Origin of the sequence: Pseudoalteromonas lipolytica (assembly GCF_900116435.1) — a bacterium.
GTDB lineage: Bacteria > Pseudomonadota > Gammaproteobacteria > Enterobacterales > Alteromonadaceae > Pseudoalteromonas > Pseudoalteromonas lipolytica.
Genome location: NZ_FPAZ01000021.1, coordinates 1 through 13,954 on the forward strand (window position 1 = coordinate 1; position 13,954 = coordinate 13,954).

Below are 13,954 nucleotides of genomic sequence, written 5' to 3' on the forward strand. Positions count from 1 at the left end.
CGAGTCTGTTAGCAATATCCCACACAGTTTCGTTTCGGAATAAACTCATTCCAATTACAGACCACATAATAGCTTCTAGCGGTAACCGCCTTCTGCGAACAGTGGCAACTCCCGCATGTTCAAATGCTTGTTCAAGAATATCTGGGTCAAGAACCTGCTTAAGTTTGTCGAGTGTATGTACATCATCTAAAAAGGAGGACATATCATCGAAGTGTTGAATTAGAGACATAAAAAAATCCGATACTATTTCTAATATCGGATTGTGAAGCTATGAAAAGATCAGTCAAGTGATCATAAAAATATGCTTAACTGATCTGCATTACGCATATGCGGGCTTTTTCATATAATCAAATAAATGATTAGAACTGCAGGCTAACGTTTGCGAAGTATGCATCGTAATCTGAGTCATCCCAGTTGTTTGCATAACCCACTTTTAAGCCCACATTTTTGTTGAAATAATGTTGAGCACCAAAGCTGTAATCATCTTCTTTGTTAAAGGTAACAAATGCCGATGTTGCTTTTGAGAAATAGTAGTTAGAACCTAACTCCCATGAACTACCTGCATTATCAGTATCAGAGATAGTCCCTTCAACCGTTAAGTAATTACCTTGTTTAAGGTCCATGAAGTACTTCGCATTCACTGCGCGATAATCAAAGTCATCATCCGCTGTTAATGTGAAGCCCACGTAATCTGTGCTGTTTAGCTGGTGATTGTACTTAAGATCAAACATCACCGAATTTTCACCGTCTTCAACGTCGATAAATGTCGCTTTTAACAGTAGGTTCGGATTAAAGAAATAACCCGCAGATACGTTAAATACATCTGTGCTCGAACCATAGTCATAATTGTTATAGCCCGCACCAAATACGAAATCTTTTACAAAGTACTCACCGCCAAGACCCGTCACATCACCAAAGTCATCATCAGCATACGAACCATACACGTTGGTTGTTTTGTTGATGTATTCAAATTGATCATACGGACCTAATGTCGTCTTTGGAGCAAAGTAGTAAGTTGAATCAACACTCACAGTGTCGTTGCCATCGGTGTCCATATACCCTAAATGGCTAATTGATTGATAACTATCCGCAGCAGTCGCGGCAGTTGACAGAAGCATACTTGAAATAATAACTGCTAACTTTTTCATAAACAGATTTCCCTATTAACATTGTTTTATTGCTATTAAAAACTAGCCTGTTGGCTAATGTGGGCACATGCTAACGTGAGAAAACTGAACAACAACTTAACTAAGCGCTTGTTTTTACTATACTAATTGTAATAAAGTGTCGGTAAATGTAAAGAAAAAGTTGGCTTAAACGGATGTTCAAAGCCCCCTTTTTCTAGAAAAGAACAAGCAGTTCAGTACCTTATATAGAGAATTGGCTTATAATTTTATAAACTTCATTAATGTTATCTCCGGCTTTAAAGTCTTTAGTGATTGGTGTTGGATCTGACCCAACCCAAATTTTCAACTCCGCATCTAAATCAAAATGACCGGCACTTTCCTTACTAAACTTGGTGATTTTTGAATAAGCAATACTCAAAATTTCCATTTTAGAACCAGTAACACCTTGTTTATCAATAAGGATTAGTCTTTTATTGGTAAAGATAAACATATCGCGTACAACCTTGTAGGCTTTTTGTACGCTTTCTCCTTCAATTAATGTATTGGCAATTAAATGCTCTAAGTCACTGTTATCGACTTCGCTTGCATTCCCCATTAACCCACTTAATAGACCCATGATTAGCTCTCCTTATTAAATATTTGATTTTCAAGTGTATGACCATTAACCAATTGGCGATAGTGCCAACCTTGTTGATAACAAAAATGAAGAAGATTGATATCAAATGGGTCAGCGCCCTTTTCAAACTCTATAACATATTCTTTTGATTGACTCATATAGACATGGTTGACCTCTGGCAAACTTGATAGTTTGGTCTCTACACCGTCGTATAATTGACTCAGTTGCAAAGTGATATAATGTTTGTTGTCCTGACTTGTTGAACGAGCTTGATGCTCGCTTAACACACCTTGGTCTAAATGCAGCACTTGAGAGCATAAACGCTCGAGTTCAGTTAAATCATGCGAGCTCAAAATAAAAGTCGCTTCATTGCTAAGTGTACTGACAAGCTCGCGCACTTCACGCGCATGAATCGGATCAAGGCCAGCGGTTGCTTCATCTAGCATCACGATTTCAGGTGTGCCTATTAATGCTTGCGCAATTGTGACGCGCTTGCGCATGCCATGCGATAAATCATCAGGGCGCTGTTTAGCTACCTCAGCCAAACCAACCAGCTCAAGTACGCGTGCGGTTTCTTTGTTGCGTACCGCATTGCTTAAGCCTTGTAATTGACCATAAAAATTAAGTTGATGGGCAATGCTAAAGCGCGGGTCCAGTTGAGCATCTTGTGGTAATGCAGTGAGCTTACCAAACAAGGCCGCACTGCCCGGTTTATGTCCCATTACCGATAAACTTCCTGCGCTAGGTAAAATGTAACCACAGAGCAAACTAAATAGCGTTGTTTTACCGGCTCCATTTGGCCCAACCAATGCCACTGGTGCCCCTTTACTAATTTCGAAACTGACATTATCGAGCGCGCGTTTGCTGCCATAATTTTTCGATAGACCTTCGCCACGAATTAATACGGTCATAATGAACTCCTTGCAAAAATACGCTCAGCCACAACTAACAAAACAGCTGTCTGCAGCAAAGGTAAACCGACACCTAACATCAGCCCTGCCCTTTGCCCTGCCATAAGGTCAATTTGATAACCTGGAAACAGATAATTTAACACCTCAAAAATAGGCCATTGCCAGCTTAAAAGACCAATTATAATGTTCCCTGCTGCAAAAAATAAAATAGCCAAAACAAAGGATAATCGCGCAGAACGTGCAAACGTATTTAAAAAACTCATTAACGCGATAAATGGCATAACGGTGATCACTAAATGCAGTAATAAAACAACACTGCGGCTAAGCCCAGATACAAATAAGCTCGGCTCTCGGTACGCTAACATCGAAACAGTGGCCATTAAGGTCACAAATAAAAGTACGGTGAGTATTAATAACTGCCCTAAAAAGCGACCTATAATTATTTCGCTACGCGTCGCTCTCAAGGATAAAAAGCGCAGTGTGCCGCGTTGTTTATCTCCCACGGTTTGGTCACTGCATAAAAATAAACAAAAACCAGGAAAACTAAACAAAGCAATAAGCCAATACACCGCAAGCTCTGATTCTGGCCAATCGAGAAGTTTACTAATTCCGATAGCACCAAACATTTGCCTCGCAAAATCGGCAAAATCTGGCGAACTTATTAAGCTAACAGATTGCGCTATGGGGTAGCGTAAAATTAATAACCAACAAATGGCAAATGCGGCAACGGCTAGTAACCCTCTTTTGGTTAAAAAGAGTCTTACAAGCTCAAATTGTGCAATTTGCGCAAGGCGTTTAGGATGTAACTGCGTCACTCATAATCCTTAATGAATTTTAATATTTAATTTACACTAAGGTGAAACAGCTTGAATTACCAGAAAAAAAGAGCCGATAAACGGCTCTTATGTAACAAAGTATATTTTTAAGTTAGAGGTGCTGCTCATAAATGGCGAGTGCTTGATCTAAATCGGCTAGCAAATCAGCCACATCTTCTAGGCCTATATGTAAACGTATCACAGGGCCTTGCGTCCAACCTGTTTCAGAACGCAGTCCTTTCATGGTTAAGTTTGCCGTGACGAGGCTTTCATATCCTCCCCATGAAAAGCCCATTTTAAAATGCTGTAAGCTATCTAGAAATACATCAATGGCTTGCTGATTACCTGCTTTCATTACAAATGAAAACAAGCCATTACTGCCATCAAAGTCACGCTTAAAGAATTCATGCCCTGGGCATGTTTCGAATGCAGGATGGCGTACATGATCAACCAATGGGTGGGTTTCAAGCCATGTTGCAACGTCAATTGCAGCTTGCTCATGTTGTTTTAATCTCACAGCCATCGTACGAAGGCCGCGCAATGCTAAATACGCATCATCTGCTGAGGTACATTGACCCAATAAATATGAGTTTTCTCTTAATGTTGGCCAATATTTTTTGTTTGAAACCGCCACACCCATCATTACATCGGAGTGACCAACAATGTACTTTGTTGCAGCTTGAATACTGATATCAACACCGTGCTCAAGTGGGCGATAATGCAAACCGTTCCCCCACGTATTATCAAGCATGGTCATCACACCACGTTCGTTTGCTTTAGCAACCATCGCTGGCACATCTTGAATTTCCATGGTGATTGAGCCCGGCGATTCTAAAAATAGCACGCGGGTGTTGTCTTTTATAAGCGCACTAATGCCCGCGCCAATGCCTGGCGGGTAGTAAGTGGTTTCTATGCCCAAGCCCGCCAGTATTTTATCGCAAAAGTCGCGTGTCGGCTCATAAGCCGTGTCGACCATTAAAATATGATCACCCGTTTTTACAAACGACAATAAAGCGTTACTAATCGCAGCAGCGCCTGATGGATAAAGCGCACAGCCTTCGCCACCTTCAAGTTCAGCGATGGCTTCTTGTAATGCAAAGTGTGTTGTTGTTCCTCGTCTGCCATAAAAAAGTGTTTTATCACCCCGTTTTTTTGCTGCTTCTTTTAACTCTGCAACTGAGTCGAATACCACCGTTGACGCACGTTGCACTACCGGGTTAACAACGCCTTGCGTATAGGCTTTCTTACGCCCTGCAGAGACGAGTTGGGTATTTCTATTTATCTTTTTCATTTGTTTTCCAATCTGCTTTACAGGTTGCGCCAGTGCTCAACCAAAAATCGTGAAATAGAATCTTGTCGCGTTAGCTTAAGGTGATTGCCTTGTTCATGCCATTGCCCAAATTCATTAAGTTCTGCACGACTAAACCATCTCGCATCGTCTAATTCGTCTTTATCAACTAAGATATCTTCTGACACGGCGGTTGCCATAAAACCAAACATTATAGAGGAAGGAAATGGCCACGGTTGAGAGGCAATGTATTGAATGTCTGTCACCTCAATCCCCGCTTCTTCCATTACTTCGCGTGCAACGGCTTGTTCTAACGTTTCGCCAGGATCAACAAATCCAGCAAGCGTTGAATAAACCCCTTCGGGCCAACTTGCTTGGCGGCCCAGTAAACAGCGCTCAACGCCATCAGCAAAGGTTTTTGTTACAATCATAATAACGGCAGGATCAGTGCGCGGGAATGTTTGATGTTGGCAGGTTTGATTTTCACATAAGCGTGAATGACCCGCTTCAACCATGTTATTTTCATGACCACATCGACCACAAAAACGATGCGTTGCATGCCAAAAGCATAAACCTCTGGCAAGGGCTGCAATAGAGCCTTGTTTAAGTTCAACTTGAGGGCCTAACTTGCGAATATCAACAAATTCAGCACCATCAAGTACGGGAGCTATTACCGATTCTGGAACGTCACTTACATCCAATGCAAAATGAGCAATGTCCTGCTCATCAAGGCCAAGCAAAATGCCTTTTGATAAGTCTAAATGATCCACTCGCGATAAGCGTAAATAACATACTTGCGGCGTATCTTTTACGAATAAACTTTGATTTTTATTAACTAATAACCAGCGGCTTTGCGAATTTATTTGTGCCTTTAGCCACTTAGGATCTTTGCGACGATTTGATGCACGGTCCAATGGCATTTGAGAGTAATTCAGCATGACGTTCCTTTGAAATAATTTACATCTTCTACTCTAACCATTTAAAGAAACTACGTTTTAGTATCCTAAAAAGGTTCGTCTACGAAATTACCATAAGCTGATGATAAACCCAATTTATAACGGGCATAAAAAAAGCCCAAATGGGCTTTTTTATGCTCTCTCACAATTTTACAAGCTCGCTAGGTGTGCCTGTAATTTTTGGTTTTCAGCCTCTATGTGCTGATAAAACGCCAAATCTTCTAATTTACTTGCGGCAGCTTTATCGATAATAATCACTGCATCTTTGTGTAGCTGCAATGCTGATGCTGGGCATTTCGCCATTAATGGGCCTTCAACCATCGCATGTACAGCATCGGCTTTACTTTCACCTGTAGCTAGCAGCACCACTTTTTTAGCGTCGAGAATGGTGCCAATCCCCATCGTAATTGATAAATGAGGCTGGTATTCGCCCTCAGCAAAAAAACGCGCGTTATCATCTATCGTTGCTTTAGTCAGTGTTTTAACACGTGTGCGTGATGCAAGCCCTGACGACGGCTCATTAAAGCCAATGTGACCGTTACGACCAATGCCCAGTAATTGCACATCGATGCCGCCCGCATCGACAATTTTTTGCTCGTAGTCTTTACACGCAGCCAAAGGATTCTCTGCATCCCCTGGCGGCACATGCGTATTGGTTTTATCGATATCAATATGATTAAACAGCTGCTCATTCATAAAGTATCGGTAACTTTGTGGATGCTCACCTGTTAAACCTAAGTATTCATCTAAATTAAATGTTGTCGCTTGGCTAAAGGAAATATCACCCGCTTTATTTTTAGTAATGAGTTCTTGATATAGCGCAACAGGTGTTGAACCTGTTGCGAGACCAAGTACTGACGCTGGCTTTTTTAATAATTGTTTTGCAAAGATGTCAGCACCATAGGCTGCGACTTGTGCGGCATCATCAAGAATCACTATTTGCATATCGATTAGCTCTAATTTTAAGTTGGAAAAAAATGGGATCTAAAACCCAACCACACGTGCAATCTAATTGGGTTTTAGATCAAGCCACTGCCAGGATACGGTACAGTGACTACAACCATTATGACAACGCTGTCATTATCACTTTTAGATTTAAGTTTGTAAAGTAAAAGTGAATAAAAAATAACTGTTTTCGACAAAAATATGGGGCTATTTTGTCATACACTCACGAAAATTTTGCGGCGGTACATCCAATGTAACACCAGCATTTGAACGGCCAGTAATGCAATAACACTCATTAAAGGCTGCCATATTTCTGGTGTTGAGCGGATCACTCCACCAAACACACTTTGGCTTACATAGCCCCAATTCACCAAACTTGATGCCAAATAAATAATAATTGAATTAGCACCAATGATCACAAATGGATACGCTGCTCGCTGGCCTGGCAGAATATCCACCAGCGCGTAAAACACAGCAAGTAACATCGCACTCCAGCCAACAGTGACCAATACAAACGAACTCGTCCATAATTCTTTATTTACCGGAAAATGTAAGTCCCATAACCAGCCTAAACACACACAGATAACCCCTGAGGCAAACAGTATCACCGACATTTTCCATTCACCCATTTGCTGAGCTCGGGCAATAAGTTGGCCTGCAAACACACCGATTAAAGCATTAACAATCGCTGGAACATTCGACAGCACGCCTTCTGGGTCAACGACACGGTTTTGATAGCTAATGCCTGGTAATAAATGTGCATCAAACCATGCATTCCAACTCCCCGCTGCAGATAAGTCCCCTGCACTGCCACCGGGTACTGGCACAAAGCACAAAAGGACCCAATAACCGACTAAAATAGACAATGCCGTGATAACTTGAGTACGCAGACTCGTGTGCCACACTAGCATGGCACAAAAAAACCACGCGATCGCAATGCGACCAAGTACACTGGCATAACGGATTTCATCAAGCGCCACAGGCATGCCTGTGCCCCAACCATGATTATACAAAATCCCTAATAGGCACAATAATAACAAACGCTTAGCTGCCTTACGGTAATACACTTTACGCTCATCCCAACTTAAGTGGTCAATGCGCTTCGGTGCAAGCCCCATAGCAACGCCTGATAAGAAAATAAATAACGGGAAAATTAAGTCATAAAAAGTAAAGCCATGCCAGGCACTGTGCACAGTATGTGCTTCAAATACTTTCCAGCCAGTCCAGCCTGTTAACACAAATAGCGCTGCGAATATCGACTGACCACCTAATATCCAAAACATGTCCATGCCACGAAGCGCATCTAATGAGGCTAAACGTTTTTTTGTAGGGTGTGTTGTTGTCATGTTATTACCTCGAATACAAAAAGCCCCGCGATACAACGGCGGGGGTTTTTACCAGGGAAGTTAATTACAGCGCTTTACCAGCAATAAAAGTAGCTGTCACACATTGATGCTCATCAAGTACGACAAAATCGGCATCATAGCCTTCTAGTAAGCGGCCTTTTTTCTTTAAACCGAGGTACTGTGCAGGATACAGTGACGCCATGCGTAATGTTTCCGCTAAACTAACATCTAAGGTATTCACGGTGTTTCGCACCGCGCTTGCCATGTCTAATACACTGCCCGCCAACTCGCCCGTCGTTGAATTTAAACGATCACCTGTTCGAATTACTTTTCGACCATCAAAAAAATCAAATTCCATATCATTTGTACCCACAGGTGGCATCGCGTCTGTGACTAACATGATTTTCCCACGTTGCTTGGTACGAATTGCCAACTTGGCTGATGATGGGTGTACATGGTGACCATCAACAATCAATCCGCACCAGCTGTTATCATCCCAAAGCGCGGCACCAACAACACCAGGCTCTCGAGAAGTGAACGCTGACATAGCATTAAATAAGTGTGTAAACCCATCGGCTCCCGCTGCAAGTGCTGCATTCGTTGTCGCAAAATCAGCATTCGTGTGACCAATAGATACTTTTACACCACATTCGATTAAACGAGCAATGTCGTCGGTACTGACACTTTCAGGTGCCAAGGTCACCATTTTTATACCCAAGTCTTGACGTGCATAAATCGCAAATTCTTGTTCTGTTATTGGTCGAATGAATTGCTCACTGTGCGTGCCTTTTTTAGGGAATGATAAATGTGGGCCTTCAAAGTGTATTCCTAGTACCCCAGGTACCCCCTCAGCAAGTGCTTTGGCTGTTGCATCAGCCGCCATCGCCATTACTTCAACTTTATCGGTGATCAAGGTGGGCATCAGTGCCGTAGTGCCAAACTGACCATGTGCTTTCGCTATTCGGTCTAAGCATTCTGTTGTTTGCTCAGCATTAAAGAAGGCACCGCCTCCTCCATTCACTTGTACATCAATGAAACCCGGAGCGACTAAGCCATCTAATTCAATCGCATTATCAACAGCATCAACAAATGTCATCACCCCATTTGCAACACTAAAAAAAACATTTTCTAAAAACTCGTCACCGGTAAACAATGACGTAGCATGATAAGTAGCCATTACAGAGCAACCTCTTGATTTTGTTCGAGCACTGATTGTTGTGCGAAATACACAGCGCCCATTTCTGGTGGCTGAATAGGCGCTTCTACGCGTTTTGCTATCTCAGTATCAAGCCATTTATTAAGGGGCTCTGCTAGGCCACCAATCATCGATAACCGAGGAGGCTTATTTTCAAGTAAACGGTGCGCTAATTTACTCACATAATCAGCACCATCTTGAACGATAGCAGTGGCAACCGCATCGCCATTATTAGCAGCGTCAAACACATAGCGCGCTAGTTTTGCATAACTACTTGAAGGCTGTCCCGACATTTGCTCAACAATACCCATCGCATTTTCAGCAGAAAAATGTTCAGTAATCACTCTTGTTAAGCTCGTTGAAGGCCCTAAGCCATCTAAATTAAGTAATGCGGCTTTAATTGCTTCTAAGCCCATCCATGCGCCACTTCCTTTGTCACCTAACGCAAAACCGTGGCCACCAAAGTTAGTCGTGCGACCATTTACGCATGAAAAACCACATGAGCCCGTGCCTGTAATAATAACAGCGCCATCACTGCCCTCATGTGCCCCTATACACGCGGTGTGTAAGTCGGTCGTTAAGAACATTTGTTTGAATGGATGATCCCATTCCATAATTTTATCGTAAAGGCTCGGAAGATTTACACCCGCTAATCCTAAGCCAGCATAAAGTTGATGAACCGTTTCAAGGGGTAATCCCGCGTCTCGAAGCGCAAGCTGTGTGGAAACCATGATTGATTCAAGTGTGCGTTCCAAACCATGTAATGGATTCGCTGGACCACCCAGGCCGGTTCCTAATACACCCTGTTTAACAGAGTAGATAGTTGCTCGACATTTCGTTCCGCCACCATCAATACCAATAAACAACTGGTCCTCACTCACACTCTTCGCCATCATTTAACGACCCCTAACCTTCGTTTAGTTTTTGTCTCAATCGCACTTTTTTTCTTATCTGAATGCGAAATCATCTCGACCCATGTTGATTTAATGTTACACAACAAATGACAGCGTTGTCATTATATTTTTTATAAAAATTAGCATTAGTTTCATATTTATTCATAATCCACTGAATTAAATAGCTTTATTTAAAGGTAAGAAATTTTAATTCTCCACCAAGGATGGCTGATAACGCTTTCATTCACACCTTTTTTGGCATAAATCTGGTTTTGACAAACCACGTTTCCTTTATTTGTAATCAGTGTAACTCATGTTAGCTTAGCTGAAATAATACTTTATTTAAATATTTTATTTATTATGGAATAATTTTTCTTCACTTACCGAGCAACAAAGAATCATCAATACAATGAAACTCAGCAGCAGCGTGTTTAAGCACATCGGCAGTAAGGTATTCAGCGCCATACACATCGCAAGGAATGTGGTAGTTGTGTGCTAGGTGGCCAAGCAATAAGGCAAAGTCACCATCGCCGGAGAGCAAAATCATTTTATCGAGTTGTTTTGCATGCTCAAGCATATCAATGGTGATACCAACATCCCAATCCCCTTTTGCGCTCCCGTCGCGGCGTTGAATAAAAGGTTTAAGTTTTACCTCAAAGCCAATCGCACGGAGAATATTTTGAAACTGAGACTGTTTCTCATCACCGCGATAAATTGCATACGCAATCGCGCAATCAATCTGATACCGTTCGCTCATTTTCGCCCAGAAGGCATTGTAATCAAAATTCTTTTTATAGCTCTCTCTGCAGGTATAATAAATATTCTGCACATCAACAAAAATGCCGACTTTTGGCTTATCAACTGCTTGCATACTGATTCTATTCTTAGTGGTTTGATCACACTGTAGCATATCTTGGTTGAAATTTACGAAAGAGTAACCTAAATTGGTTACATAAAACAAAGTAACCGAATTTGGTTACTTATCGCGATGTAACCGAATTAAGTTACTTTAAAAAGGAAATCCATAATGATAGCGGTGATCAGTGGTGATTTAATTAAGTCACAAAAAATCCCCCAGCAAGAATACGACGCGATGCTGTATCAGCTTGATCAGAGTCTACGCTTTATTGCTAATCGGTTCGACGCTGACTATACCATTTACCGCGGCGATGCTATGCAACTGCATCTAGCGACGCCTGATACAGTATGTTGTGCGGCGATACTTTTATATTTGCAAATGAAAGCCGCTAATTATGAGCTCAGACAAAGCCTGGCCATTGGAAAGGTTGATAATCCACGGGCTGATATAAAAACAGCCACAGGCAGTGCCTATACTCTATCTGGCCGGGGGTTAGATAATATGGGCCATCAACGACTCATTTTACAAATAGACAATCAGCCCCTTGACGAGGGTTTTTTACTCAATATTGAACTAATTGAAGTATTACTTGAAAAAATGAGTCAAAAACAAGCAAATGCGTTATTTTATTATTTAACAGCAGAACACAACAATCATGCCGAACTTGCTAAAGAACTCGCAACAAGCCGAGCCAATGTCACAAAACTTTTAAATTTAGCTCACTACCAATTAATTGAACGTTTTATGCAGTACAGCCAAACCACACTCAAAGGAATGACAACATGAGTTTTTCATTACTTATCGTAAGCTTAATTTTAGCGCATTTAATTGCCGACTTTTACTGGCAACCCATGAGCTGGGTGCATGACAGAAATACACGCCACTTTCGTGCCAGTAAACTTTACTTACACGTGCTCACCCACGGTGTTAGCTCATTTTTGGTGCTATTACTTTGGGAGTTTAATTATGGTTGGCAAGCGCTTTCAAGCGTCGTTATCGCCACGGCAGTAATTATGGTTACACACTATGTAATCGACCTTGCTAAATCTTACTCAAGTAAAGGCGTGGTTCCTTTTATTGTCGACCAACTTGCACATTTAGTTATCTTGTTGTTACTGGCTATATGGTTAAGCGACAACGATGAGTTTTTTACACATAGCTGGGAATGGTTGATGCAACCGGCAACATTATGGGTGCTGTGTGGCTATTTATTGGTTTTAAATCCAACAGCGGTGTTTATTCGCATGATGTTAGAGCGCATCACATCTGGCTTTAGCGCCACTGGCAGTTTACCAGCCGCAGGACAAAGTATCGGCATGCTTGAGCGCGTATTAATGCTAACATTTATCTTACTGGACCAATTTGCAGGCGTTGGCTTTTTACTTGCAGCAAAATCCGTATTCCGCTTTGGTGATTTAAGTGCCAGTAAAGATAAAAAACTGACTGAATACGTTATGCTCGGTACCTTACTCAGTGTCAGCATGACTTTATTCATTGGCTTAGCGGTTAATTACCTCAAAGCAGTGTGACTTTGCAGACCCATAAAAAAACGCGCCAAAATAGGCGCGCTTTTTATTAATCAACCGATAAATTAGCTGTTATTTGAGCCACCGTTTTTAGGGCGACGTTTGCGTTGAGCATTCCCCCCTACAGACTGACGCTTAGCCCATGGGCTTTGTGTTTGCTCGTCACTTCCTTTAGTGGCATTAGATTTTTTTCCCGAACCACCACGGCGTGGACCTATGCCACTGCCATTGCTATTTGGTTTTTTACTATCCGACTTCGGCTTAGAAAACGGCTGTTTGGCTTTTTTCGGCTTTTTAGGTTTAATTGGGCGTGCATCAAGCTCTCTTTCAGGCACGGGATTGCTTGGTTCAAACCCCGCTTCAGTCGCGCGCGGGATCAATTCACCAATAAAACGTTCAATACCGTATAGATCAATGGCATCCTCGGCTGTCACAAACGAAATAGCATGCCCAGAAGCACCTGCACGACCAGTTCGACCAATACGGTGTACATAATCTTCGTACACATTCGGCAAGTCGTAATTGATAACGTGTGGCAGCTCAACAATATCAAGCCCTCGGGCTACGATATCTGTGGCAACTAATACGCGTACTTCGCCATTTTTAAAACCTTCAAGCGCTTTAACACGCGCACCTTGCGATTTATTACCATGAATAGCCGCGCCCACAATGTCATCACGCTCTAACTGTTTAACCAAACGGTTAGCACCATGTTTGGTACGGCTAAAAACTAATACCTGTTGCCAATTGTTGGTACGAATCAAATGGCTCAGTAGGGCTGTTTTTCTTGACTTATCAACCGCGTAAACCGATTGTGACACAGATTTTGCGGTGGTGTTTTTAGCTGCTACAGAAATCTCGACTGGGTCGTTAATAAGTCCCTTTGCTAAGGCACGTATTTCATCAGAGAACGTCGCTGAAAACATCAAATTTTGACGCTGCGTAGGTAACTTCGCAATGATACGTTTAATATCGTGAATAAAGCCCATATCAAGCATACGGTCGGCTTCATCAAGCACTAACACTTCTAAGGTATCAAACTGGAGCGCATTCTGATTATGTAAATCCAGTAAGCGTCCCGGTGTTGCAACTAAAATATCAACACCTTTACGAAGGCGCATCATTTGCGGGTTAATTTTAACGCCACCATACACCACAAACGAACTAATATTAGAATGCTTAGCATATTCTTCTACGTTTTCGCTCACTTGTAATGCAAGCTCACGTGTAGGTGCAAGCACAAGCGCGCGCACGCGATTTCCACTTGCCTTTTTGCCTTTGGCTAAACGCTCGATTAACGGTAAAGTAAAACCTGCTGTTTTGCCTGTACCGGTTTGCGCCGCGGCCATCACGTCTCTACCCGCTATAATCGCAGGGATCGCTTGTGTTTGAATAGGCGTAGGTGTTTCATAGCCTTTTTCTAAAACTGCATTAACTAAAGACTGTGATAATCCTAAGCCATCAAAACTCATAGTGT

At 42.0% G+C, this 13,954-nt stretch carries 15 protein-coding genes; 2 read left to right on the forward strand and 13 right to left on the reverse strand.

Translation table 11 applies throughout. The features are described from left to right. From BM378_RS17975 to BM378_RS18030, 12 genes are all read right to left on the reverse strand, one after another. Positions 1 to 229, reverse strand: a 229-nt coding sequence (locus BM378_RS17975) for a transposase domain-containing protein (RefSeq protein WP_218158194.1), incomplete at its 3' end; no start/stop codon positions are given. Between the two features lie 130 nt (positions 230 to 359). Next, positions 360 to 1,148, reverse strand: a complete 789-nt coding sequence (locus tag BM378_RS17980) for a putative porin (protein WP_036969325.1) — start codon at positions 1,146 to 1,148, stop codon at positions 360 to 362. 220 nt (positions 1,149 to 1,368) lie between these two features. Further along, a complete protein-coding gene (locus tag BM378_RS17985; protein ID WP_036969326.1) occupies positions 1,369 to 1,743 on the reverse strand; it encodes a PH domain-containing protein in 375 nt (124 codons plus the stop codon). A gap of 2 nt (positions 1,744 to 1,745) precedes the next feature. Beyond that, complete coding sequence (locus tag BM378_RS17990) at positions 1,746 to 2,654, reverse strand: ABC transporter ATP-binding protein (RefSeq protein WP_065979344.1); 909 nt, start codon at positions 2,652 to 2,654, stop codon at positions 1,746 to 1,748. Continuing rightward, entirely contained in the window at positions 2,651 to 3,469 is an 819-nt protein-coding gene (locus BM378_RS17995; RefSeq protein ID WP_036969330.1) for an ABC transporter permease, read from the reverse strand. Before BM378_RS17995 ends, BM378_RS17990 begins: the two co-directional genes overlap by 4 nt. 112 nt (positions 3,470 to 3,581) lie before the next feature. Next, on the reverse strand, positions 3,582 to 4,760 hold the full coding sequence (locus BM378_RS18000) for a cystathionine beta-lyase (RefSeq protein ID WP_074989712.1): 1,179 nt from the start codon (positions 4,758 to 4,760) through the stop codon (positions 3,582 to 3,584). Between the two features lie 17 nt (positions 4,761 to 4,777). Then, positions 4,778 to 5,695 (reverse strand): NAD(+) diphosphatase, encoded by a 918-nt coding sequence (nudC, locus tag BM378_RS18005; RefSeq protein ID WP_074989713.1) that lies wholly within the window; start codon positions 5,693 to 5,695, stop codon positions 4,778 to 4,780. Positions 5,696 to 5,863: 168 nt separating this feature from the next. After that, entirely contained in the window at positions 5,864 to 6,658 is a 795-nt protein-coding gene (nagB, locus tag BM378_RS18010; protein ID WP_036969336.1) for a glucosamine-6-phosphate deaminase, read from the reverse strand. Positions 6,659 to 6,873: 215 nt separating this feature from the next. Further along, a complete protein-coding gene (nagX, locus tag BM378_RS18015) occupies positions 6,874 to 8,004 on the reverse strand; it encodes a transmembrane glucosamine N-acetyltransferase NagX (RefSeq protein ID WP_065979347.1) in 1,131 nt (376 codons plus the stop codon). A gap of 64 nt (positions 8,005 to 8,068) precedes the next feature. Continuing rightward, positions 8,069 to 9,181 (reverse strand): N-acetylglucosamine-6-phosphate deacetylase, encoded by a 1,113-nt coding sequence (gene nagA / locus BM378_RS18020; protein ID WP_036969341.1) that lies wholly within the window; start codon positions 9,179 to 9,181, stop codon positions 8,069 to 8,071. Beyond that, entirely contained in the window at positions 9,181 to 10,095 is a 915-nt protein-coding gene (nagK, locus tag BM378_RS18025) for an N-acetylglucosamine kinase (protein WP_036969344.1), read from the reverse strand. The genes nagA and nagK overlap by 1 nt, the downstream gene beginning before the upstream one ends. A gap of 373 nt (positions 10,096 to 10,468) precedes the next feature. After that, positions 10,469 to 10,963 carry a LabA-like NYN domain-containing protein gene (locus tag BM378_RS18030; RefSeq protein WP_081759726.1) on the reverse strand — a complete coding sequence of 165 codons (495 nt, stop codon included), beginning with the start codon at positions 10,961 to 10,963 and terminating at the stop codon, positions 10,469 to 10,471. A gap of 156 nt (positions 10,964 to 11,119) precedes the next feature. Here BM378_RS18030 and BM378_RS18035 point away from each other — a divergent pair, with 156 nt between their 5' ends. Further along, a complete protein-coding gene (locus BM378_RS18035) occupies positions 11,120 to 11,737 on the forward strand; it encodes a hypothetical protein (RefSeq protein WP_074989714.1) in 618 nt (205 codons plus the stop codon). Further along, a complete protein-coding gene (locus tag BM378_RS18040; RefSeq protein ID WP_074989715.1) occupies positions 11,734 to 12,480 on the forward strand; it encodes a DUF3307 domain-containing protein in 747 nt (248 codons plus the stop codon). The genes BM378_RS18035 and BM378_RS18040 overlap by 4 nt, the downstream gene beginning before the upstream one ends. Positions 12,481 to 12,542: 62 nt before the next feature. On the opposite strand, the gene BM378_RS18045 is transcribed toward BM378_RS18040, so the two are convergent. Beyond that, complete coding sequence (locus BM378_RS18045) at positions 12,543 to 13,949, reverse strand: DEAD/DEAH box helicase (RefSeq protein WP_036969351.1); 1,407 nt, start codon at positions 13,947 to 13,949, stop codon at positions 12,543 to 12,545. Between the last annotated feature and the right edge of the window lie 5 nt (positions 13,950 to 13,954).